This is a genomic window from Streptomyces sp. HUAS MS02, from assembly GCF_055702265.1.
The window spans coordinates 9,235,719-9,258,037 of record NZ_CM146747.1 but is presented as its reverse complement, the minus strand read 5'-3'; the positions used below and the strand labels follow the sequence as shown (position 1 = coordinate 9,258,037).

Genomic DNA, 22,319 nt, shown 5'->3' with positions numbered 1-22,319 from the left:
CATGGACAACGCGACCCCCTTCATCCTCCTCGGTCTGCTGATCTTCGCGGTCGGCCTGCTCAAGGCGGGCCTGCGGCTCGCCCGGGACCGCGCGGAGTCGGACGAGGACGGCGGGGAGCAGGAGTGAACCGGGTCCGGGCGGCCACCGCGGCACCGGGGGCTCGCGATGAGTGACCGCCCGGCCGGCCGCGGACGGCACACTCGCCCGCAGGACCCGCCGGTGAACCTGGAGAAGGAGACCGGCGCCGGTGCCGGGCGGCGCGCCGCCCACCGGGCGGTTCCCCAGCTCAACCTGCATCTGCTGTGGGGCGAGGGAGCCAAACCATGGCGGGCCATGGGGCGGCACCGCCGCCTGGTCCTGCTCGGCATCTTCCTCGGTCTGGTCGGCGCCGCCACGTCCCTGGCCCAGCCCGCCGTCATCGGTGGCCTGGTCGCCGCCGTCGGCGAGGGCCGCTCGCTGACCGGCCCGATCATGGTGGGTGCGGCGCTGTTCATCGCCGACGCGCTCCTCGGCGCAGCCCACTCGTATGTCATCGGGCTGGCCGGGGAGAACATCGTCTACGACATCCGCCGGACCCTGGCCGCACGGCTGCTGCGCTCCCGGTTCAAGGCCTACAGCGGTCTGCAGCAGGGGGATGTGTTCTCCCGGATGGTCAGCGACACGATGCTGGCCCGCGCCACGATGACCCACGCGATCGACAGCATCCTCAACAACAGCTTCCTGGTCGTCGGCGGGATCGTGCTGATGGCCTGGATCGACACCGTGCTGCTGGCCGCCACCCTGGTCTGCCTCGGCGCGACCAGTGTCGTCTCGCTCTTCCTGGCGCGCGGGGTGCGCAGGGTGTCGGTGCGCAACCAGACCGACCTGGGTACCTTCGGCACCGCCCTGCTGCGGGTGCTGGGGGCGATGCCCACCGTGAAGGCGTCGCGGGCCGAGGCCAGGGAGGCCGAGGGGATCGCGGCCATCGCGCGGCGGGCCCGGAAGTCGGGGATCAAGGTGACGGTGATGTCGTCGCTGCTCGACCCGACCATGAGCATCGGCACACAGCTCGCCCTGACGGTCGTCATCGGTCTGGGCGCGGCCCGCACCGCGACCGGGGCCATGCCGACCGCCGATCTGACGGCGTTCATCCTCTATCTGTTCTATCTGGTGGCGCCGTTGCTGACGCTGTTCGAGTCGATCGCGCAGTTCCAGATCGGCAGGGCTTCGGTGGAACGGCTCGCGGAACTGGGCAAGATCGAGGTCGAGACGGAACCGGAGAACGGCCGACCGGCGGAACGGCCGCGCGCCGCCCGCTCGTTCGGGCGGGGGTATGAGCCCGGACTCACCTTCGAGGGTGTCCGGTTCTCCTATCCGGGCAGCGACAAGCTCGTCCTCGACGGGGTCTCCTTCACCGTCCCGGCCGAGGGGCTGACCGCCGTCGTCGGTCCCTCCGGCGGCGGCAAGTCCACGGTCTTCCAGCTGATCGAGCGGCTCTTCGACCCGGTGTCCGGCGTGATCCGCATCGACGGCACGGACATCACCGACCTGCCGCTCAACCGGCTGCGGTCCATCGTGGGCTACGTCGACCAGGACCACACGCTGCTGCGCGGCACCGTCCGGGAGAACCTCACCTACAGCGCGCCGGACGCCGACGACAAGGACATCGCCGAGGCACTGCGCATGGCCAACCTGACCGAGGTGATCGCCGCGCTGCCGCAGGGCCTGGACACCCCGCTCGGCGACCGCGGCGCTGGGCTGTCGGGCGGTCAGCGCCAACGCCTCGCCATCGCCCGTACGTTGCTGCAGGCCCCCCGGTTCCTGCTGCTGGACGAGGCCACCGCGAACCTCGACACCGAGTCGGAGAACGCGCTGCGCGACAGCATCGCGATGATCTCCGACTTCTGCTCGGTCATCGCCATCGCCCACCGGCTGTCCACGGTCACCGAGGCCCAGCAGATCGTCGTGCTCGACCGGGGGCGGGTGCACGCCGTGGGCACGCACGACGAACTCCACCGGCACAGCGAGCTGTACCGCAGGCTCGCCCGGCTCCAGGAACTCAGCGACCTGGCGTCCTGACACCCCCGACAGGAGCAAACATCCCGACAGGAGAAGTTCATGAACGATTTTCTGCTCATCCCGTCCGTGGTAGCCCTCGGCATCGTCGGCTTCCTCCTCGCCACCCGGGCCGTCAGCACCCCCGCCGTTCTCGGCGTCGCCCTCGTGGTGCTGCTCGGTGCCTGCTCCCAGGCCAGACGGAACGCCCATCCGAGGACCACGACACCCAAGAAGCGGAGGCACCACCCATGAGCGCATCCACCACGTCCACCACTTCCGGCATCGTCGACGACATCGGCTACGGCCGGCAGTTCGACGGCTGGTACCACCGTCTCTTCCCCGACGACGCGTCCGTCGTCGCCGAGGTGGATCTCCTGGCCTCGCTGCACCCCGACCCGGCCTCGGGGACGGTCGAGTTCGGCGTCGGGAACGGGCGCATCGCCCTCCCGCTCTCCCGCCGGGTCGGCAGGATCACCGGCGTCGACTCCTCACCGGAGATGCTCGCCCTGCTGCGCCGCGACCTCACCGAGGACACCCCCGTTGAGCCCGTGCACGCCGACATCCGCACCTACACCGCCGACGGCACCGCGGGGCTCGTGTACGCGATCTGCGCCACCCTCTCCATGCTGCTGACTCCGGAGGAGCAGCGGCAGGCCGTGGGACGCGCCGCCGATCTGCTCGCTCCCGGCGGCCGGTTGGTCGTGGAGACCCACAACAAGCCGGCCGTCATCGCCCTGCACGAGGGCAGCGCCCGCGCCACGTACTTCTCGCCCTACCCGGAGCCGGGCACCGGACTGCAGAGCCACTCCGTCCTCCTGTCGGAGGGATCCCTGTGGCACCTCTCCCACGTCTGGTACGAGTCCGACGGCACCACCCGGGTCGGCACCGAGGTCTCCCGACTCACCGCCCCGGAGGAGTTCGACGCCTACGCCCGCGCCGCCGGCCTCGAACCGGAGCGCCGCCTGGGCGACTGGTCCGACGCGGCCCCGTACGGCCCGGACTCGCCGCTCGCCATCTGCACCTACGTCAAGCCCTGACCCGTCAGAGGGCGTTGAGCAGGAGGACTCAGAGGCCGGTGCCGACGCCGACGCCGACGCCGAGGAGGGTGCACCGGCCGAGGGCCAGGTGGACGCCGATGGTGAGGGCGGGTGCAAGTCGCCCAGGGCGTCCGCGACTCCTTCTCGGCGGGCCTGGGCATCTTTCCCCCAGGCGTGGTGCTCGGGCTGCTGATCTGTACGCCGGACTACTTCGTGCGGATGGCCGTCGCCGATCTCGGCGCGTACGAGGCGTTCCTCAGCGGGCGGGGGAAGACCATCCCCCGGGTCACGAACGTCACCTCGCGCTTCACGATGAAGAGGGTCAAGACCGTTCCGTGGCGGGCCGGTTCTCGTCACCGCGGACGTCCGCCCGGGCGAGGAACCGCGCCGAGGGTCCGGGGCGGGTACGGGCCTCCCACGGGGTCAGCGGTCCGTGGCCCTCCTCGCAGACGACCACCGTCCGCACGGTGTCGCCGCAGTCCGCGTGACTCACCTCCAGCGGCGGCCCCTCGGGGTCGGCCGTGTACCGGTCGCCCCACTGCTTGAGGGCGATCATCGCGGGCCACAGGTCCCAGCCCTTGCGCGTGAGCCGGTACTCGCGCCGGGTGCGGCTGCCGGGTTCGCGGTAGGCGACGGTCTCCAGGATCCCGGCCGCGACCAGCTTGCGCAGCCGGTCCGCGAGGACGGCCTCGGACAGCCCGACGTGGCGCCGGAAGTCGTCGAAACGCCGTACGCCGTTCATGGCGTCCCGCAGCAGCAGCAACGACCACTTCTCGCCGACCAGATCCAGCGTCCGGTGGACCGTGCAGTTCTCCGCGCTCGTCTCCAGCCACCTCATGTGCTCATCCTAGGCTGACTTCGCGATTGACAGCCAGACGTGTACCCAACTAGCTTCATTTGGCGAAGTCAGCTAACTCCGGGAGTCGAAATGCGCAGGTCACGTACGTTCGCGTGGGAGGACCCCACCGTCTCCGCCCGAGCCGTCGGTGACCACAGCGGACTCGACTTCCTCCGGGAGATGCTCGCCGGGCGGCTGCCCGCCCCTCCGGTGGCCGCCACCCTGGGCTTCACCCTGGAGGAGGCCGAGCACGGCCGGGTGGTCTTCGTCCTCGTGCCGGGCGAGGAGCACTACAACCCGATCGGGAGCGTCCACGGCGGGGTGTACGCCACCCTCCTGGACTCGGCGGCCGGCTGCGCGGTGCAGTCCGTGCTGCCGCGGGGCATGGGCTACACCTCGCTCGACCTGACCCTGAAGTTCCTGCGCCCGGTCACCGTGGACACCGGCAAGGTCCGTGCGATCGGCACCGTCCTCAACAGCGGCCGCCGCACCGCCCTGGCCCAGGCCGAGCTCCGCGACTCCGAGGACCGGCTGCTGGCCCACGCCACCAGCAGTTGCATGGTGTTCCCGGTCCCGCCCAGTTCGTAGCCGTGCCGTGGCCCGGCAGGCGTCCGCAGGACCCGACTTTCCCGCCGCGTACGCTCGTTGGCCGGACCGGACGCCGTTGGCCGGGGCGCCGTGCTGTGGCCATGCTCCGGGCCTCGGGGGGCAATCTTCAGCACGGGTGCTACAGCTCCGCACCGCGCCTGAGTTCATCTTCACGACCCCTGTGGACTCTTCTCCACGATCACTGGAGCAGAGTGGGTCGGAGCCGGTTTCGCGAGTCCACTGGATGAGCCGGGCACCCTTGGCGGTGCAGACGTCCCAGCGGCGAGGTCCATGGGGAGCGCCGCCATCACGCCGCAGAACGACAGCTGTCCGATACGCACAGCCGGATATCATCCAGCCTCGAACGTCTCCCGCACGACCGATCGGACTGTCTGTGAGCGCTGCTGGATCGGTCGGGCGGATACAGCCCGCTCGCCCGGGTGATCCCTCCCGTGTCGGCCCGTACCGTGTGGTCGGCCGGCTCGGTGCGGGCGGCATGGGAACCGTGTACGCCGCGCTCACGGACGACGGCGCCCGGGTGGCGGTGAAGGTGATCCACCCCCTGCAGGCGGGCGATCCGGAGTTCCGGGCGCGGTTCCGCCGTGAGGTGCGGCTCTCCGCCCGGGTCCAGGGCCCCTTCCTGCTGCCGCTCCTCGCGGCCGACCCCGATGCCGACGCCCCCTGGCTGGCGACCGACTACGCCCCGGGCCCCACCCTGGCTCAGCATCTGGCCGCCCACGGACCGCTGGGCGAGGGCACGTTGTACGCCTTCGCCACCGGCACCGCACAGGCTCTCGCGGCGATCCACGCCGCCGGCGTCGTGCACCGGGACGTCAAACCGCAGAACGTGCTGCTGACGCCGGCCGGCCCCCGCGTCCTGGACTTCGGCATCGCGCACGCCGCCGACGGCACCAGCGTCACGCGGACCGGCATCCTGACCGGCACCCCTGGCTGGATCAGCCCCGAGCACTACCGTGGCGGCGTCACCGCGGCCGAGGGCGACCTGTTCGCCTGGGGCGCGCTGGTGGCCCACGCGGCGACCGGCCGCCTCCCGTTCGGCAGCGGCGCTCCCGAGGCAGTGGCCTACCGGGTCCTGTCCGGCGAGCCGGATCTCGACGGTGTCCCCGACGCGCTCAGGGAGATCCTGGAGAAGGCCCTCGCCAAGGAACCCGCCGAGCGGCCGGACGCCGCCGGGGCGGCCGACGCCTGCGCGCGGCTGCTGGCCGCGGAGTCCACCCAGCTGCTCGCCGGCGACAAGGCGGCGGAAGAGGGTGACGCTCTCCTGTCGGTCGGCGAGTTGGTCACCGCGCTGTGGTCCGTCCCGGCCCCCGACGACCCGTCCTGGCCCGTACCGGCACACGTCCCTGCGGCGAAACCCTCCCGACGCCGGGCCGTTGTCGCCGTCCTGGTCGCGGCGGCCGTCGTCGGCGCGACTGCCGGCGGTGTGCTGGCGTTCCGCCAGGACGGGAGCGGCAGGGACTCGGCGGACGGTGCCGGAACGACGGCCTCGACGACCTCCAGGGGCACGGGCGGCTCAGGTGCGGGAGCCGGACGGTCGCCCTCCGCCGTGTCCGACGCGGAGGCGACCGGCCCGGCGGTCACCGACCCACGGGCCGTGCCCGTCCCGGCCGACCCGCTCGCCGGGGTGGCCGATCCCGCCTTCACCCGCGCGGACGACGAGGCCCAGCCCGTTCCCGGCGAGTGGGGCGCCAGCCGGTACGCCACCGGCGCGGAGGAGCGGAAGGCCGCGGCCGACATCGTCGACGAGGTGACCGCCATGCTCACCACGAAGGACATGTCGTTCATGAAACCCACGGTCACCTTCAACCGCCGGGCGCAGACGGTGATGGTCACCGGAGGCCCGATCTCCACCCTCACCGACGACTACAAGGAGGTCTTCCGTCGCGCGAGCGAGATGGCCGCCTGCACCACCCTGGCCCACCGGCTCAAGGACGCGCCGAGCAGCTGGCCGTACGGCAGGTTCTCCGTCTACTGGAAGGACCACGACGGCCAGGACGAGGCCACGATCCTCGGTTTCGGCAGAGCCACCACCGGCTGCTACAGCGAGGAGGCCGGACAGCGCCAGGGCACGGACGAGGGCATCGTCACCGCCGAGGTGCCCAGCGCCGACAAGGACGAGATCCGTGTCGCCGGTGACACGGTCGAGGCGATCACCGCCGCCTGGGACACGCGCGTCGCCGAGGGCCACGGCCTGGAACCCTTCGACCACGACGACGCGATCACCCTCGGTTTCGATCCCGTCGACAAGATGGTGTACGTGTGGGCCCTGGACGGCTCCGGGGTGCTCTCCGGCCGCGCCCAGCAGTCCCACTTCCAGGACGTCGTCACCAGAACCGCCTGCCCCAGGCTGCTCGCCGAGTACAAGCGCAACAAGCGCTGGAACTACACCCACTGGACCGTCGCCGCGTACCAGGGGAACAGCGCATGGCCCCAGCTCTTCACCTCCGGCGACTGCCTGCCCGCGGAAAGCCGGCCCTGACCGGAAAATCAAGCTGTCTCGCCGGGAACAGCGCATCCGGCGGGTCGGTTGCATCGGCAGAGGGGCAGGAAGCGCGGGGATCACCGGTCCGATCACCGGTCCGTCCGTCCGCTTCCTCGCGATCCGAGCTCCGGGCGCGCGAAGTTCTCACCGCGCACCAGACCAAGACGTACTTCTGCAGAAGGGCTGTTGCATGACTGACCACCCCTTGACGCTCATGGCCGTACACGCTCACCCCGACGACGAGGCCACCGGAACCGGAGGAGTCCTCGCGCGGTACGCGGCGGAAGGCATCCGCACGGTTCTCGTGACGTGTACCGACGGCGGTTGCGGCGACGGACCAGGGGGCGTCAAACCGGGTGAGCCGGGGCACGATCCGGCGGCGGTCGCCGTGCTGCGCCGCCGAGAACTCGAGGCGAGCTGTGACGTCCTGAAGATCAGCGATCTGGAGATGCTGGACTACGCCGACTCCGGGATGATCGGCTGGCCGAGCAACGACGCCCCCGGATCCTTCTGGCAGACCCCTGTGGAGGAGGGCGCGGCCCGGCTCGCGGAACTCATGGAGCACTACCGGCCCGATGTGGTCGTCACCTACGACGAGAACGGGTTCTACGGCCACCCCGACCACATCCAGGCCCACCGCATCACGATGGCGGCGCTGGACATGACCGCGCTGACGCCGAAGGTGTACTGGACCACGGCGCCCCGCTCGATGATGAGGCGGTTCGGCGAGATCATGCGTGAGTTCCATCCGGACATGCCCGAACCGGATCCTGCCGAGGCCGCCGCCACGGCCGAGATCGGTCTCCCCGACGATGAGATCACCACGTGGGTGGACACCACCGCGTTCAGTGGTCAGAAATTCGACGCGCTTGCCGCGCACGCCAGTCAGGGCGAGAACATCTTCTTCCTCAAGATGGGCAAGGAGAGGTTCGGCGAGTACATGGGCATGGAGACCTTCGTACGCGTCCGGGACACCACCGGCACGGCAACACCCGAGGACGACCTCTTCGCCGGACTGCGCTGACCCGGCCGGCCGGCACATGGAGACAGGTCCCCGCCCCCTACGTAAGGGGTGCGGGGACCCGTGCGTTCGACGGCCGCGTGCTTCCCTCCCCGAAGGCGGACGCACAATCCTCCTCGACGAGGGATAGCCGTGCGCGGCTCGGCACGTCGTAAGGCGTGCCGAGAAGGGGGAGGGTTGATGAAAGCGTCGAGTCACGACGAGTTCCGGGAGTTCGTAGCGATGCGCTCCACCGCGCTGCTGCGGCTCGCGGTGCTGCTCACGGGCGGGGACCGGCATGGAGCCGAGGATCTGCTGCAGATCGCGCTGATGAAGGTCTATGGGCGCTGGTCGAGCATCGAGCAGCCCGAGGCGTATGTGCGCCAGGTCATGTACCGCCAGCAGGTCAACCGGTGGCGGCTGCGCGGACACCGCGCGGAGACGACGGTGCCCGTACTGCCCGAATCGGGCACCGACGCCGACGCCGGGGCGGAGTCCGAGCTGCGGATCGCGTTGTGGGCGGCGCTCGCGCGACTGACGAAGCGGCAGCGGGCCGTGGTCGTCCTGCGCTACTTCGAGGACCTGCCGGAGGCCGAGGTCGCGGCGCTGCTGAGGTGCCCGGTCGGCACCGTGCGCAGCACGGCACACAGATCGCTCGCCAAACTCCGGTCCCTCGTACCGGAACTGGGGCCCGCCGGGCTCGCGGACGAACAGGCACAGCACCTCAGCTTTACGCCGAAGGGGGTTCAGGGATGACGACGGAACTGGTGGAGCAGAAGGTCCGGGAGACGCTGCACGCCGTCGACCTGGACCGCGTACGGGCGCCCGGCGACCTGGTCGAGAAGGTGCTGCGGCGGCGCGCCCGGCGCCGCTTCTCGCAGGTGGCGGGGACGGCGGCGGCCGTGGCCGCGATCACCGTGGGAGCGGTGTTCGGTTTCGGGGACGGCGGGGGCGGCGACCAGGACCGGCCGGCGCGGCCGGCGGCGCAGTCGCCGGAGGGCTGGCAGCCGTGGCGGACCGACGCCCGGGGCGCCGTCGACCGGGGCTGCCTGGTAAACGGCTCCGCGCTGTACTGCGCCGGGTCCAAGTACGACGCCGTGAAGTTCGACGCGAACACCGGCGAACGGCTGTGGACGGTCAAGGCGATCGGCGACGGCTCCGGGCCCGTGTCCGTGCTCAGCCGACCGGTCGGCGTGCGCGACGGCGTGCTCTACGTCTACCGCGCCCACACCGCCGAGAAGGGGCCGGACGGGAACTACGCCCCCGGCACCGACCTGACGGCGGTGGACACCGGTAGCGGCAAGGTGCTGTGGTCGGTGGAGCTGGCGAGCGACAACCGCGACGACCAGGCCGTCCTGCTCATCGACGGCGCGGTCCTGGCCAACACCCCGAGGGACCGGACGCTGTCGGCCGTCGATCCGCGGACCGGCAAGGTGAAGTGGCGCCACAGCTGGGGCAAGGGCATCTGGTGCGACCGGGTAACGCTGAGCGGCGTCCCCTATCTGCTGTGCTCGCCGGACACGAAGGAGCCCGGGCTGACCGACGTCCTCCGTCTCGACCCGGCCACCGGACGGACCACCAAGGTCACGTCCGTCCCCGGCAGGCAGCAGGTCGTCGGGACCTGGGGGGACCGGATCGTCCTGGCCTGGATGCCGGAGCGGACGAGCGTGGTCTTCGAGAAGGAGGAGCAGAAGGCGAGGACCGAGAGGCTGACGGTCATCGACAGCTCGGGCAGGCAGACCCCGCTGTCCTACCCGGTCCAGGGGGCGCCGGTCGCCAAGGCCCTCGTCGGGGACCGTCTGATCTCCGTGTCCCGCGCGGGCCAGGCGTCCTCCTACTCGCTCAGGACAGGAAAGACCCTGTGGACCGCTCCGGTCGGCATCAAGGTGCCCGACAGCGAGGCGAACTGGTCCGACCTGGCACGACCGGTGGTGTCGCCGCACCGGAACGTCGTGTACTTCTTCGGCCCCGACGGCGATCTGTCCGGCCTCGACGCGGACACGGGCGAGCAGATCTGGCGCGGTCACGTCGACGCCGGCAAGTACGGGGCCATGCCCCAGGCCCTGCTCTACGAGGACGTACTGATCACCCGGAGCGGCAACAGGCTGGACTCCTTCCTCCCCAGCCTGACCGGCTGACCACCCGCCCCGGCCCGGACGGTGCCCCCCGTCCCGTCCGGGGGCACCTGACCTCCGGCCCGAAGCCGGGCCCGACCCGCGCGGCCCACGCGCTGCGCCCGTCCCGTTCGAGTGCCGGCGCGCCGCCTTCACCGCACCGACAGACCTGGTCTCCCGCCGTAGATCGCGATCATGTCGGCCCGCCGCCTGCTCTGTCATAGTTGAGCGGTAAAAGATGAGGTCGGGGTCGCGCCCCGACCGCCTCGGCTCAGCCCAGCGCCTCCATCAGGGAGATGACATAGGCATCCAGCCGCTCCTCCACGGCTCGTGTCGTCACCTCGGTCCGTCCTGCCTCCCGCCACGGCTGAGCCAGCCATTGCACTTCCTCCGAGAACGCCAGTGGCTCCCGCACCTGCCAGTACAGCCGCTCGTCCGCGGCCCCGGCCAGCATCCCGCCGGCCTCCTGGTACGCCTCGGTGAAGCGCAGGCCCCACGCCGGGCCGTGCAGCAGCGCGAGATTGGTGGAGCAGTGCGCCACGTCGAGGTCCGCCGGGCCCCAGGAGGCCGCCGCCCAGTCGACGACGCCGGTGACCCGGACACCGACGGCACCGGCCGGATCCTCGGGCAGGAGGTCAAACAGCACGTTGCCTGGCTGGAAGTCCCGGTGCAGGAACCTCCCTTCGTAGCGCGGCGCGGGCCTGCGGATCACGTCGATCGCGGCGGCCCAGACCGCGACGTCGGCACCCTCGGGGGTCACGACCGTGTCGGCGGTCGTCAGCGCCACGTACTCCCGGGGACGGACGGCCGGCCGCACCGCGTGGACCGCCACAAGTTGACGGGCCAGCAGGGGCAGGCGCGTCTCCAGCCCCTCGTCATCGAGGACCGGCCGGCCCGGCAGGTGGGTCATAAGGAGCGAGGGGTACTCACAGTGCGCGGCGATCGGATCGACGGCGACGAGTTCGGGAGCCGACACGCCGGTGCCGGTGAGCGTGGTCAGGGCGTCGGCCTCCCTCTGCAGCAGGTCCTCGGCCGGCCCCTGCCGGGTCGGGGCGACGAAGGAGCGCAGCACCAGGTGCCGGGCGCCTCCGTCCCGCGTGCCGATGGTCAGCTTCCGCATGTCGGCGGTGGCGCCGCCGTACAGCGCCTCGGCTCCGACGATCCGCTCGCCGGCCTCCAGGTGCCGTCGCACCCAGGCCAGTGTCAACGGTCGGCCTCTCGCCACCTCATCATGGTTGGTCACCGTGCCACCTCACCATTCGGACGGCTGCACGCGCGAAGCCTTTCGGGCATGTCCGCAAGTCGGCCTGCAGGTGGTGGGCGGGCAAGGTCGAGCAGGTCATCCCTCACGCCCCGCACGATCGTGGCCACCGGCATCAGCCTGGATGTGCCGAGGAAGGGCCAGATCATCGTGCTCCCCACCGCGATGCAGGAATCCTGCTGCGCAACCTCAACTCCGGCGACCGCGACAGCCTCGGGCTGTTCCAGCAGCGCCGAGCCAGGGCTGGGGAACCGCCGCCCAGATCCGCGACCCCGTCCACGCGAGCCAACGGTTCTACAAGGCGCTGCTCATGGTGGACGACTGGGAGCAGCTGACGGTCACCCAGACCGCGCAGAAGGTCCAGCGTTCCGCCTACCCCGATGCCTACGCGCAGTGGGAGGACCCCGCAACCGCCCCGCAGAAGGCGATCGCCGCCACCTTCCCCGGCGCCGACCTGGACTCCACGGAGACGGACTCCGTTTCCGTCTCGGGATCAACGAGGGCAAGACTTTCTCCGCGCGGTACGTTGAAGCCCTGTGACCTGATCTTCTCTCGCGGCAGCGCCACCCGCCCCGATGCTCGGCCACCTCAACATCCAGGCCACCTGCGGCCACGTCGCCGTGTTCGACGAAGACTTCGTCCGCCACCACCTCGCCCATCTCAACGAACGTCGCCAGCTCCGCCCCGATGACGAATGCCGCAACGTCACCAGCGACGAGTGGGACGAGTTCGAAGAGCACTTCGACAAGCGCAAGGTCGAACTCGACCTCGGCACCTGCGGGCGCCCTTACGGCACCCCCTGCCAGCATGAACACGCGTGCTTATCCGAACTAGTACTCCGGTTGTAGATCGTGATCTTGTGTCTTGCGGCGGCGAAGGTTGAGTGCGTGCCTCCCGACCGCGGGAGCGCCTCGAGGGGCCGTGGCGTTACATGTTCTGGCAGGCCCTGGCCTTGAACTCCGCTATGGAGACGGTGACTGCGGATTCGTGGCCGTTGTCCGAGATGCTGGCGTAGCGGACCTTTCCCGGGGTGAGCCGGTCCCGGTCGGCCAGGGTGAAGGAGATGCTGCTCGCTGACCACGAGTTGTCCTTGGTCCAGCCGTAGAGCGCGTAGGTGGTCTTGGCGGTGAGCGGAGCGAGGGATCTGGTTGCGGTCCAGCCGGCGGCAGGAGAATCGAGGGTCCAGGTGGCGAGACCCGGCATGAGGGGGCGGTCGGCGGTCCATGAACCGACCGTCAGCTGCTTGTCGATGTCGTCACTGTCCACGTAGAGGGTCGCGCCATCGATCTGATGTCCGCAGACCATCATGACGCCGAGCAGATGGCCGTCGCCGGTCACGGAGATGCCGGCGACGGCGTCGACGGGAACGCTGCATCCTGAGGCTGCGGCCAGGGCCACACCGGCCGCGACGGCGCCGACGAAGCGCCGGAACACCGGACGTGAAGTGGTCGACCACATGCTTAGCCCCTGTCCGGGGGGCGCGTGGGCCCCCTGCCCCTGGATGGTAGGGGGCGAGCGGCGTCTGGCCGCAGTGTCGCCACCCACCCGTTGCGCGCTCGTTGTTGCCTTGTAGTCCTTCCCAAGGTCGATCGGCATACCGGAGGCGGACCAGTCCCCTTCAGCGTGATCCCACCCAAAGACGTCTGGGCTCGCACCGTCCAGCAGGACTCCCCCGACCGTCGCACAGCGGCCTGAACAGGCCCACACCAAACCGGGTGCTCCGACCAGGTCAAGGCACCCCTTCCTATGCCGCAACCCCCGCTTCGTATCCGTCGCAATCAAGACGGAAGGGCGGGCCAGCCCCGGGAGGGGAACGAGCCGCGTCCCGCCAGGGCCTGTTGATGGTCTACGTGAATTCGGTCGGGAGCACGGCATCAGTGGCGTAGGGTGGTCCTACCGACGCGGGGTGGAGCAGCTCGGTAGCTCGCTGGGCTCATAACCCAGAGGTCGCAGGTTCAAATCCTGTCCCCGCTACCAACACGACAGCCCTCTCAACCACCAGGTCGAGAGGGCTGTTTGCCGTATGCGACTCGGGCACTGCACGCGAGAGTGACACTGAAGGTCTCCGTGATCTCGGACACGTGATCGTGATGCCGCGAGGGCGTGCCGATGCCGCTGCCTGGTCTCGACCCGGGTGAGATAGCCGAAGATCTTGTGCTTGCGCAGGCGGCGGCGGTTGTAGAAGGTCTCGATGAAGCTGAAGACCTCCGGGCGGGCGGTGGCCCGGCCGGGCAAGGCGCGGGTGCCGATCAGAGAGTCCCCTCCCCCATCACTGCCGCGCCAGGCGCCTGCGCGTACGCATCGCTCCCATCATTCTGAACCGCCCACGGAGGAACCGACAGAGAACCTCGGGCGCCCCGGCACGCTCATGGGCGCCCACGCACGTGACGTTCGCTGCAGCAAGGTCGATACTTTCAGCAGACGCGATCGCGCCGACCTGTGTCTCTACCACCCCCTACATCTGACACACCGTCACCAAAGTCAGCACCAGTACCGCCGGAGACCGTGTGGGACCGCCGTCAACCGCCAAGATCAATAACCGAGAAAACCTGCACTGACCAGCAAAAACGCAGGTCATCCGCTCGCCTGATAACGTCTATGGGAGGTACCAGTGAAGATGCTGATCAACGTGGCCGAGAGCGTTGTCGCTGATGCGTTGCGGGGCATGGCGGCCGCGCATCCCGAGCTGACCGTGGACGTGGAGAACCGGGTAGTGGTGCGGCGGGACGCGCCGGTGGCCGGGAAGGTGGGGCTGGTCTCCGGGGGTGGCTCGGGGCACGAACCGTTGCACGGTGGGTTCGTGGGGCCCGGGATGCTGTCGGCCGCCTGTCCCGGGGAGGTGTTCACGTCCCCGGTGCCGGACCAGATGGTGCGGGCCGCGGCGGCCGTCGACAGCGGCGCCGGGGTGCTGTTCATCGTCAAGAACTACACCGGGGACGTGCTGAACTTCGACATGGCGGCCGAGCTCGCCGAGGACGAGGGCATCCAGATCTCCAAGGTCCTCGTCGACGACGACGTGGCCGTCACCGACAGCCTCTACACCGCGGGGCGGCGCGGCACGGGCGCGACGCTGTTCGTGGAGAAGATCGCCGGGGCCGCCGCCGAGGAGGGGCAGCCGCTGGAGCGCGTGGAGACGCTGGCCCGGCAGGTCAACGAGAACTCCCGCAGTTTCGGGGTCGCCCTGAGCGCCTGCACCACTCCGGCCAAGGGCAGCCCCACCTTCGAACTCCCCGCCGGAGAGCTGGAGTTGGGCGTCGGCATCCACGGTGAGCCGGGGCGTGAACGGCGCGCCATGATGACCTCGCGGGAGATCGCCGACTTCTCGGTGAACGCCATTCTGGACGACATGAGCCCCCGCAACCCGGTGCTCGTGCTCGTCAACGGCATGGGCGCCACGCCCCTGCTGGAGCTGTACGGCTTCAACGCGGAGGTGCAGCGGGTGCTCACCGAGCGTGGCGTGGCCGTGGCCCGCACCCTCGTCGGCAACTACGTCACCTCCCTCGACATGGCCGGCGCGTCGGTGACGCTGTGCCAGGTCGACGAGGAGCTGCTGCGGCTGTACGACGCGCCGGTGCGGACGCCGGGTCTGCGCTGGGGCGTGTGAGCGGGCACACCGGACGGCCGCGCTCGCACCGGTGCCGCGGCTCCATCCCTCACTGCCCGTCAGTTCACTCACCAAGCAAGGAGATTCCGTGCTCGACGCCGATTTCTTCCGTCGCTGGATGACGGCCACCGCGGCCTCGGTCGAACGCGAGGCCGAGCGGCTCACGGCGCTCGACTCGCCGATCGGGGACGCCGACCACGGCAGCAATCTGCACCGCGGGTTCACCGCCGTGGCGGCCGTACTGGAGAAGGAGGCCCCGGACACGCCCGGCGCCGTCCTCGTGCTCGCCGGGCGGCAGCTCATCTCGACCGTCGGCGGCGCGTCCGGCCCGCTGTACGGCACCCTGTTGCGCCGGACCGGCAAGGCGCTCGGCGACGCCGCCGAGGTGAGCGAGGCCCAGCTCACGGACGCCCTGCGCGTCGGGGTCGACGCCGTCATGACGCTGGGCGGTGCGGCACCCGGGGACAAGACCATGATCGACACGCTGGTCCCGGCGGTCGACGCGCTCGCGGGGTCGTTCGCCGCCGCGCGGGCCGCGGCCGAGGAGGGCGCCTTGGCGACCACGCCGCTGCAGGCCCGCAAGGGCAGGGCCAGCTATCTCGGTGAGCGGAGCATCGGCCACCAGGATCCCGGTGCCACCTCCGCCGCGCTGCTGATCGCGGCCCTCGCCGCCACCGCCGACCCGGAGGCCGTCGATGGCTGAGGAGAAGCGGGTCGGCATCGTGCTGGTGTCGCACAGTGCCGCCGTCGCCGCCTCGGTGGCCGAGCTGGCACAGGGGCTCGCCGGCGCGGGGGCCTCCGTTCCCGTCGCGCCGGCCGGGGGCACCGAGGGCGGAGAGTTGGGGACCAGCGCGGAACTGATCTCGGCGGCGGCCGCCTCCGTGGACCGGGGTGCCGGGGTCGCGGTCCTGACCGACCTCGGCAGCGCGGTCCTCACCGTGAAGGCGCTGCTCGCCGAGGGCGACGAACTCCCGGCGGACACGCGTCTGGTGGACGCCCCGTTCGTCGAGGGCGCGGTCGCGGCGGTCGTCACGGCGTCGACGGGCGCGGACCTCGCAACGGTGGCGGCCGCGGCCGCGGAGGCGTACACGTATCGGAAAGAGTGACACTCCGGCCGACGGGAGGGCGACAACACCCACGGGGCCCGAGCCCACCAGTGACCGACCCGCACGGGCCCGAGCCCACCGACGATCGAAACTCACGCGGCCGAGCCCACCAGCATCCGCACCTCACGCCCCCCACCCCCACCCCCACCCCCACCCCCACCCCCACCCCCACCCCCACCCCCACCCCCACCGACGAACGGTACTCACGGGGCCCGAGCCGCCGGCGACCAGCGGCCGAGTCGGGGAGGTGAAAGCCGTTCGTCCGCCCGGCACGGCGGTGTCGGGCGGCCGACGCCGCGCCGTCCGGCGATCGATGCGGTGGCGGCGGGGGAGATCGACGCGGTGACGGCGGAGGATCGACGCGTTGGTGCCAGGCGGCCGATGTGGGCGCCGTTAAGGAGATCGGCGCGATGGTGTCAAACAGCCGACGCGGCGCCGTCGCGCGATCGGCTCGGTGGCGGCGGGCCGCCGACGCGGCGCCGTCAGGCGGTCCGCACGGTACCGCCAGACGATCGGCACGGTGCCGCCAGGCCGCCGGCGGCGGGCGAGGGCAGTTCGGCGCCCCCAGCGCGGACGGAATCAGTTCGTCGCCCCGCCCCGCATCGCCGCCCCTCGGCGCAGCCCCGCGCCCTCCACCCACTTTCGGGCGAGTGCCTCGCCGAGTTCGACCGCCGCTCCGTGGTCCTCGATCGGGGTCACCTCGGAGTCCTCGAAGACGATGTAGGTGACCCCGGAGGCCGTGCCGCCGGTGCGCGGGTCGGGGCGGATGCCGAGCCTCTTGGCCGTGGCGTAGGAGGCCTCGCCGATGATGTTCTGCGGGCCGGTGTCGCCCACGACGGCGTACTGGACCCGGTCCCCGTGGACGACAGCGGCGACGGAGCCGCCCTTGATGCCGTGCACCCGGAAGTCCCAGACGCGGCTCGGGGCGGGGACGACGACGAACGGCAGGCTCTCGGAGCGGAGGTAGCGCCCGTCGGACTGAAGGAAGGACGTGGCGGGCTGGAACCACGGGTCGGTCTCGCGGTTGCAGCGCGGGCTCGGCCGGCCGTCGCAGTCGATGTCCATGTCCGCCTTCCAGTAGACCGCGCCATCGACACCACAGACGGGGATCACGGCGGGCTTCCCGGCGTCACTGCTGTACAGCCCCTCGGAGACCCGGACACAGCCGCGCGCCCTGGCCAGCAGCTCGGCGGCGGTCACACCGCCCTCGTGCCGCGCGGGGCGCTGCGGATGGGCCAGGGCGGGCAGGGCGACGGGGGCCAGCAGCGCGGCGCCGACCGCGGCCAACGTCAACGAGCGGACTCGCACGATGAGGAACCCTCTCCTGGGGGGACATGACGGACACTCACCCAAAGGTGGTGCGGGTCGGAGAGGACGGCCACCGGAAGGGGGCCGGACGGACCACGGGCGCGGCCGAGGGCCCGGGCCCGCCTCGGCCCCGGCCGCTCGGCCGCTCTCGTCGGCGCGGGTTCGGCGACGACAGCGGCCCGCGCCTTACGGCATGAACAGGCCTGGCACAGAGGCGAGTTCACGCCGTGTCGGAGCACCAGCATACGTAGCCGCCCACGGAGCCGTGAACCGCCTCCACCTCGAACCCCCCTCTTGATGTGACCGCGTCAGTCATGTCATACATGGAGATAGGTACAGACCAATCCCGCATCGATCGAGGGGAGCAGATCGTGCGACGCGTTTCCGTGGCGGCACTCGTCCTGGTGCCCACGCTCTGTGGCTCGCTGCTCCTCACGGCCGGCTGCGCGGTCGAGGAGCGCCCCGGCGGTCGCCCGCCGCCCGCCCCGCCCGGCGTCACCGCCGACGCGGGCAGCGCCACCAGCGTGCACGTCATGTGGAACCGGGCACCCGGGGACACGGAGATCGCCGCGTACGAGGTGTACCGGGGCGGGACCAAGGTCAAGGACGTGCCGGGCGACGAACACATGGTGGACGTCACCCGGCTCAAGCCCTCCACCACGTATGTGTTCACCGTGCGGGCCCGCAGCACCTCCGGGGACCTCGGGCCGCCGAGTGCGGGGGTCCGCGCCACGACACCCGCCGCCGGCCCGGCGGACCGGCGGCCCCCGAGTCGGCCGGAGCGCCTCGGCGGGAAGGTGCTCGGGAGCGGCACGGTGCGGTTGTCGTGGGAGCCGTCGACGGACGACCGGGACGTGGAGTCGTACGACATCCTGCAAAGCGGCTCGAAGATCCACGGTGTGGGCGGGGAGCGGACGTCGGCCGTGGTCACGGGGTTGCGGCCCGGCACCCGGTACTCCTTCACCGTGCGGGCCCGGGACGCCGCGGACAATGTGTCGCCCGTGAGTGCGGAGGTACGACTCCGCACCCGTCCGGGAGCGGATGACGGGCGGGGCACCGCGCCCACCGGGTTCCGTGCGGAAGCACGCCGGGACGACGGGGCGTACTCCGTCGAGCTGTCCTGGCTTCCTCCGCCCGTCGACGGGATCGTCACGGAGTACGAGATCCAGCTCGACGGACGGCCGGCGACCACCCTCGTGTGGGGCGGAGCACCGCCCCGGGGCCGGGCCTCGTACGACTTCTACGTGGGCCGGGAGGAGGGGGTGACGTACCGCGTGCGGATCCGGGCCAAGCTGCCGGACGGGACCTGGGGCGGGTTCTCGGTGGAGCGGACGGTCACCACCGGCGGGTGAGGGCCGCGGTGTCCCCCGCACGGCCGTATCCGTCACCTGCCCGGGTGTCGTCCGCATGCGGGCGGGGCGCCGGGCACGTTGGCTCACCCTGAGGCAGCACGGGTCCCCCGAACCTCGGCGGCGCAAGGGATGTGCCGCGACCGTGCCGCTGGAGGGCAGACCATGCGTACGTCTCAGCTACTCCTCCGCTCCGGCCTGACGGTGGCCGCCGCCGCGCTGCCGATCGCCCTGACCGCGCAGCCGGCCTCGGCGGTGCCGACGGGCATCTCGGTGAGCACCACGGGTTCCTCGGTCAGCGTGACCACGAGCGATTGCCCCGACAGCACCAACGGCACGTTCGGCACCGCCTCGCTGCTCTCCGGCGGACAGGCGAACTTCTCCCAGGGGCGTCAGGTGACCCTGACCGGCACCAGCACCGCCCAGTCCGCGTCGTGGGAGAACGTGGGCCCGGGCACGTACACCGTGATCGTGGTGTGCAAGGACGGGACCACGGCGGGCACCCAGTCCGTCATCGTCACGGCGGCCACCCCGACCATCTCCACGACGGCCTCGCCCGCGCGCGGCGTCATGGGCGGCGTCGGCGGCGCGACCCGGGAGTACGGCACCGTCACCCTCGTCGGCGGCGGGGCGCTGGTGGCCTTGGGCACCGGAGCTGCCGTCTGGTACCTGCGCCGCCGGGCCAAGCCGCACCGTCTGTGACCACCGGGCCCGCTACTCCTCCCTCGCGCGCTCTTCCTCACCGCGGCCGCCCCCCACCCTGCCGCCGCCTTCCGCGCTCAGGTCCTTCACGCTCACGCCTTTCCCGCTCATGTCTTCCGCACCGACCTCTTCCGCGGCGCCCGCCCCACCGCCGTCCTCGCCGCCGCCGGTGTCCCCCGGCAGCGTCGAGAACTCCTCCAGGGCGTTGCTCAGCCACTGCGTCCAGAAGGTCTGCAGATCGATCCCCGCCCGCAGGATCAGATGCTGGAGACGGTCCTGGGCGGTGTCCCGGCCGGGCCCGAAGTCCCGCTTCTCGATCTGCTCGTACTCCGCCAACTTCCGTCGGTGCAACGCGAGATGGCGCCGCAGATCGTCCTCCAGGCCGTCGGTGCCGACCACGGCGGCGGCGCGCAGCCGGACGAAGAGCGCGTCGCGCCAGGGCTTGGGGTCCTGGGGCGCGGAGGTCCAACGGGCCAGTTCCTCCCGGCCGGCGGGCAGCACCTCGTAGCTCTTCTTCTGGCCCCGGGCGGGCCGCTCGGAGGGCAGGGCCCGGATGTAGCCCTCGCCCTCCAGTTTCCCGAGCTCGCGATAGATCTGCTGGTGCGTGGCCGACCAGAAGTAGCCGATCGACCTGTCGAACCGCCGGGTCAGCTCCAGGCCCGACGAGGGCTTCTCGAGCAGGGCGGTGAGGATCGCGTGCGGGAGTGACATGGGCTCATCCTAGGAAGACCGGAGGCCCGCCCCCTCAGCCGGAGGTCCGCCCCCCTCGAGCAGACGCCCGCGACCGCCTTCTACAGTGCCGCCGCCAGCTCCGTCCCCTGTTTGATCGCCCGCTTGGCGTCCAGTTCGGCCGCCACGTCGGCCCCGCCGATGAGGTGCGCGGAGCGCCCGGCGGCGATCAGGTCGTCGTAGAGGTCGCGGCGCGGGTCCTGACCGGTGCACAGGACGACCGTGTCTACCTCCAGCACCTGGCGGACGCCGTCGACGGTGACATGCAGCCCGGCGTCGTCGATCAGGTCGTACTGGGCGCCGGGAACCATGGTGACGCCGCGGTGCTTGAGTTCGGTGCGGTGGATCCAGCCGGTGGTCTTGCCCAGTCCGGCGCCGACCTTGGTGGTCTTGCGCTGGAGCAGGTGGACCGAGCGCGGCGGCGCGGGCCGCTCGGGGGCGGCGAGACCGCCGGGGGCGCGGTAGTCCATGTCGACGCCCCACTGCCGGAAGTACGCGGCCGGGTCCTCGCTCGTCTTCTCCCCGCCGTCGGTCAGGAACTCGGCGACGTCGAAGCCGATACCGCCGGCGCCGAGGATCGCGACGCGGTCGCCGACGGGGGCGCCGTCGCGCAGGACGTCCAGGTAGCCCAGGACCTTGGGGTGGTCGACGCCGGGAAGTTCGGGGGTGCGGGGGGTGACACCGGTGGCGACGACGACCTCGTCGTACGCCGTCGCCGTGAGGTCGTCGGCCGTGACCCGGGTGTCCAGGCGTACGTCGACGCCGTGTGCGTCGAGCTGGGTGCGGAAGTAGCGCAGCGTCTCGTCGAACTCCTGCTTGCCGGGGACCTTGCGGGCGACGTTCAGCTGGCCGCCGATCTCGCTCGCCGCGTCGAACAGGGTGACCTCGTGCCCGCGTTCGGCCGCGCTCACCGCGCAGGCGAGTCCCGCCGGGCCCGCGCCGACGACCGCGACGCGCTTGCGCCGCCGGGTCGGGGAGAGCACGAGTTCCGTCTCGTGGCAGGCGCGCGGATTGACCAGGCAGGAGGTGATCTTGCCGCTGAAGGTGTGGTCCAGGCAGGCCTGGTTGCAGCCGATGCAGGTGTTGATGGCGTCGGAGCGGTCCTCGCGCGCCTTGTTGACGAAGTCCGGGTCGGCGAGCATCGGGCGGGCCATGGACACCATGTCGGCGTGGCCGTCGGCGAGCAACTCCTCGGCCAGTTCCGGGGTGTTGATGCGGTTGGTGGTGACGAGCGGGACGGAGACCTCGCCCATCAGCTTCTTCGTCACCCAGGTGTACGCGCCGCGCGGCACCGAGGTCGCGATGGTGGGGATACGGGCCTCGTGCCAGCCGATGCCCGTGTTGATGATGGTCGCCCCGGCCGCCTCGACGGCCTTCGCCAGTGTGACCACCTCGTCGAGGGTGGAGCCGCCGGGGACCAGGTCGAGCATCGACAGCCGGTAGACGACGATGAAGTCCTCGCCGACCGCCTCGCGCACCCGGCGCACGATCTCGGCGGGGAAACGCATCCGGTTCTCGTACGAACCGCCCCAGCGGTCGTCGCGGTGGTTGGTCGCGGCGGCGATGAACTCGTTGATCAGATAGCCCTCGGAGCCCATGATCTCGACGCCGTCGTACCCGGCCCGGCGGGCGAGGCGGGCCGCGTTCGCGTAGTCGTCGATCGTCTGCTCGACCTCGGCATCGGTGAGCGCGTGCGGGACGAACGGGCTGATCGGGGCCTGCAGGGCGCTCGGCGCGACGAGGTCGCGGTGGTAGGCGTACCGGCCGAAGTGCAGGATCTGCATCGCGATCCGGCCGCCCTCGCGGTGCACGGCGTCGGTGATCTCGCGGTGCTGGTCGGCCTCGGCGTCGGTGGTGAGCTTGGCGCCGCCCTCGTACGGACGGCCTGCCTCGTTGGGCGCGATGCCGCCGGTGACGATGAGGCCCACTCCCCCGCGCGCCCGGGCGGCGTAGAACTCCGCCATGCGCTCGAAGCCGCGCTCGGCCTCCTCCAGGCCCACGTGCATGGAGCCCATGAGCACGCGGTTGGGGAGTGTGGTGAAGCCCAGGTCGAGCGGGCTCAGCAGATGCGGGTAACGGCTCATGGGGCCCTCCGTGTGTGGCGTCGTCAGCAAGGTTGTAGGCGACGCCACGGCTATTGTG

General features: G+C 71.3%; 20 protein-coding genes, 1 tRNA gene and 3 pseudogenes. 18 read left to right on the top strand and 6 right to left on the bottom strand.

The window, feature by feature from the left end; all coding sequences use genetic code 11:
- Nucleotide 1 precedes the first annotated feature (1 nt).
- From ACZ9QC_RS39965 to ACZ9QC_RS39945, 5 genes and pseudogenes are all read left to right on the top strand, one after another.
- On the top strand, nucleotides 2–127 hold the full coding sequence (locus ACZ9QC_RS39965; RefSeq protein WP_472917586.1) for a hypothetical protein: 126 nt from the start codon (nucleotides 2–4) through the stop codon (nucleotides 125–127).
- Nucleotides 128–166: 39 nt separating this feature from the next.
- Nucleotides 167–2,059: an ABC transporter ATP-binding protein gene (locus ACZ9QC_RS39960; RefSeq protein ID WP_472917585.1), complete on the top strand. Its 1,893-nt coding sequence runs from the start codon at nucleotides 167–169 to the stop codon at nucleotides 2,057–2,059.
- 39 nt (nucleotides 2,060–2,098) lie between these two features.
- The gene (locus ACZ9QC_RS39955) at nucleotides 2,099–2,290 is read left to right on the top strand and encodes a hypothetical protein (RefSeq protein WP_316731146.1); all 192 of its coding nucleotides are present in this window, start codon (nucleotides 2,099–2,101) and stop codon (nucleotides 2,288–2,290) included.
- A complete protein-coding gene (locus tag ACZ9QC_RS39950) occupies nucleotides 2,287–3,075 on the top strand; it encodes a class I SAM-dependent methyltransferase (RefSeq protein ID WP_472917584.1) in 789 nt (262 codons plus the stop codon). The genes ACZ9QC_RS39955 and ACZ9QC_RS39950 overlap by 4 nt, the downstream gene beginning before the upstream one ends.
- Nucleotides 3,076–3,294: 219 nt before the next feature.
- A pseudogene (locus ACZ9QC_RS39945) lies at nucleotides 3,295–3,339 on the top strand (hypothetical protein); the annotation flags it as partial.
- Nucleotides 3,340–3,397: 58 nt separating this feature from the next.
- Here the strand turns inward: ACZ9QC_RS39945 and ACZ9QC_RS39940 are convergent.
- The gene (locus ACZ9QC_RS39940) at nucleotides 3,398–3,913 is read right to left on the bottom strand and encodes a winged helix-turn-helix transcriptional regulator (protein WP_472917583.1); all 516 of its coding nucleotides are present in this window, start codon (nucleotides 3,911–3,913) and stop codon (nucleotides 3,398–3,400) included.
- Nucleotides 3,914–4,003: 90 nt separating this feature from the next.
- Here ACZ9QC_RS39940 and ACZ9QC_RS39935 point away from each other — a divergent pair, with 90 nt between their 5' ends.
- From ACZ9QC_RS39935 to ACZ9QC_RS39915, 5 genes are all read left to right on the top strand, one after another.
- Nucleotides 4,004–4,501 carry a PaaI family thioesterase gene (locus tag ACZ9QC_RS39935; protein WP_472917582.1) on the top strand — a complete coding sequence of 166 codons (498 nt, stop codon included), beginning with the start codon at nucleotides 4,004–4,006 and terminating at the stop codon, nucleotides 4,499–4,501.
- 496 nt (nucleotides 4,502–4,997) lie between these two features.
- A complete protein-coding gene (locus tag ACZ9QC_RS39930; RefSeq protein WP_472917581.1) occupies nucleotides 4,998–7,001 on the top strand; it encodes a serine/threonine protein kinase in 2,004 nt (667 codons plus the stop codon).
- 193 nt (nucleotides 7,002–7,194) lie between these two features.
- Nucleotides 7,195–8,028 (top strand): PIG-L family deacetylase, encoded by an 834-nt coding sequence (locus ACZ9QC_RS39925; RefSeq protein WP_472917580.1) that lies wholly within the window; start codon nucleotides 7,195–7,197, stop codon nucleotides 8,026–8,028.
- A gap of 177 nt (nucleotides 8,029–8,205) precedes the next feature.
- Complete coding sequence (locus ACZ9QC_RS39920; protein ID WP_472917579.1) at nucleotides 8,206–8,760, top strand: SigE family RNA polymerase sigma factor; 555 nt, start codon at nucleotides 8,206–8,208, stop codon at nucleotides 8,758–8,760.
- On the top strand, nucleotides 8,757–10,142 hold the full coding sequence (locus ACZ9QC_RS39915) for an outer membrane protein assembly factor BamB family protein (RefSeq protein ID WP_472917578.1): 1,386 nt from the start codon (nucleotides 8,757–8,759) through the stop codon (nucleotides 10,140–10,142). Before ACZ9QC_RS39920 ends, ACZ9QC_RS39915 begins: the two co-directional genes overlap by 4 nt.
- A gap of 247 nt (nucleotides 10,143–10,389) precedes the next feature.
- Here ACZ9QC_RS39915 and ACZ9QC_RS39910 read toward each other — a convergent pair whose 3' ends face one another.
- Complete coding sequence (locus ACZ9QC_RS39910; protein ID WP_472917577.1) at nucleotides 10,390–11,361, bottom strand: phosphotransferase family protein; 972 nt, start codon at nucleotides 11,359–11,361, stop codon at nucleotides 10,390–10,392.
- Nucleotides 11,362–11,472: 111 nt separating this feature from the next.
- Between ACZ9QC_RS39910 and ACZ9QC_RS39905 the strand changes: the two are divergent.
- Both ACZ9QC_RS39905 and ACZ9QC_RS39900 read left to right on the top strand, forming a co-directional pair.
- Nucleotides 11,473–11,857, top strand: a pseudogene (locus ACZ9QC_RS39905) (hypothetical protein); the annotation flags it as partial.
- A gap of 97 nt (nucleotides 11,858–11,954) precedes the next feature.
- Nucleotides 11,955–12,227 carry a hypothetical protein gene (locus ACZ9QC_RS39900; protein WP_472921998.1) on the top strand — a complete coding sequence of 91 codons (273 nt, stop codon included), beginning with the start codon at nucleotides 11,955–11,957 and terminating at the stop codon, nucleotides 12,225–12,227.
- A gap of 79 nt (nucleotides 12,228–12,306) precedes the next feature.
- Here ACZ9QC_RS39900 and ACZ9QC_RS39895 read toward each other — a convergent pair whose 3' ends face one another.
- Nucleotides 12,307–12,837 (bottom strand): hypothetical protein, encoded by a 531-nt coding sequence (locus tag ACZ9QC_RS39895; RefSeq protein WP_472917576.1) that lies wholly within the window; start codon nucleotides 12,835–12,837, stop codon nucleotides 12,307–12,309.
- Nucleotides 12,838–13,279: 442 nt separating this feature from the next.
- On the opposite strand from ACZ9QC_RS39895, the gene ACZ9QC_RS39890 reads away from it, so the two are divergent.
- The 4 genes from ACZ9QC_RS39890 (at nucleotide 13,280) to ACZ9QC_RS39875 (ending at nucleotide 16,089) form a co-directional block, all read left to right on the top strand.
- Nucleotides 13,280–13,356: transfer RNA gene (locus ACZ9QC_RS39890), tRNA-Met, on the top strand.
- A 634-nt stretch (nucleotides 13,357–13,990) separates the two neighbouring features.
- Nucleotides 13,991–14,983 (top strand): dihydroxyacetone kinase subunit DhaK, encoded by a 993-nt coding sequence (dhaK, locus tag ACZ9QC_RS39885; protein ID WP_472917575.1) that lies wholly within the window; start codon nucleotides 13,991–13,993, stop codon nucleotides 14,981–14,983.
- Nucleotides 14,984–15,071: 88 nt separating this feature from the next.
- Nucleotides 15,072–15,686: a dihydroxyacetone kinase subunit DhaL gene (dhaL, locus tag ACZ9QC_RS39880; protein WP_472917574.1), complete on the top strand. Its 615-nt coding sequence runs from the start codon at nucleotides 15,072–15,074 to the stop codon at nucleotides 15,684–15,686.
- Nucleotides 15,679–16,089, top strand: coding sequence for a PTS-dependent dihydroxyacetone kinase phosphotransferase subunit DhaM (locus ACZ9QC_RS39875; protein ID WP_472917573.1), 411 nt, complete (start codon nucleotides 15,679–15,681; stop codon nucleotides 16,087–16,089). Before dhaL ends, ACZ9QC_RS39875 begins: the two co-directional genes overlap by 8 nt.
- Before the next feature lie 579 nt (nucleotides 16,090–16,668).
- Here ACZ9QC_RS39875 and ACZ9QC_RS39870 read toward each other — a convergent pair.
- The gene (locus tag ACZ9QC_RS39870; RefSeq protein ID WP_472917572.1) at nucleotides 16,669–17,397 is read right to left on the bottom strand and encodes a glycoside hydrolase family 75 protein; all 729 of its coding nucleotides are present in this window, start codon (nucleotides 17,395–17,397) and stop codon (nucleotides 16,669–16,671) included.
- Nucleotides 17,398–17,768: 371 nt separating this feature from the next.
- Here ACZ9QC_RS39870 and ACZ9QC_RS39865 point away from each other — a divergent pair, with 371 nt between their 5' ends.
- Both ACZ9QC_RS39865 and ACZ9QC_RS39860 read left to right on the top strand, forming a co-directional pair.
- Nucleotides 17,769–18,749: a fibronectin type III domain-containing protein gene (locus ACZ9QC_RS39865; RefSeq protein ID WP_472917571.1), complete on the top strand. Its 981-nt coding sequence runs from the start codon at nucleotides 17,769–17,771 to the stop codon at nucleotides 18,747–18,749.
- 162 nt (nucleotides 18,750–18,911) lie between these two features.
- The gene (locus ACZ9QC_RS39860; RefSeq protein ID WP_472917570.1) at nucleotides 18,912–19,448 is read left to right on the top strand and encodes a hypothetical protein; all 537 of its coding nucleotides are present in this window, start codon (nucleotides 18,912–18,914) and stop codon (nucleotides 19,446–19,448) included.
- 171 nt (nucleotides 19,449–19,619) lie between these two features.
- Here the strand turns inward: ACZ9QC_RS39860 and ACZ9QC_RS39855 are convergent.
- Together ACZ9QC_RS39855 and ACZ9QC_RS39850 are read right to left on the bottom strand one after the other, a co-directional pair.
- Nucleotides 19,620–20,159 (bottom strand): annotated as a pseudogene (locus tag ACZ9QC_RS39855) (PadR family transcriptional regulator); the annotation flags it as partial.
- An 80-nt stretch (nucleotides 20,160–20,239) separates the two neighbouring features.
- Nucleotides 20,240–22,261, bottom strand: coding sequence for an FAD-dependent oxidoreductase (locus ACZ9QC_RS39850; protein WP_472917569.1), 2,022 nt, complete (start codon nucleotides 22,259–22,261; stop codon nucleotides 20,240–20,242).
- Nucleotides 22,262–22,319 lie beyond the last annotated feature (58 nt).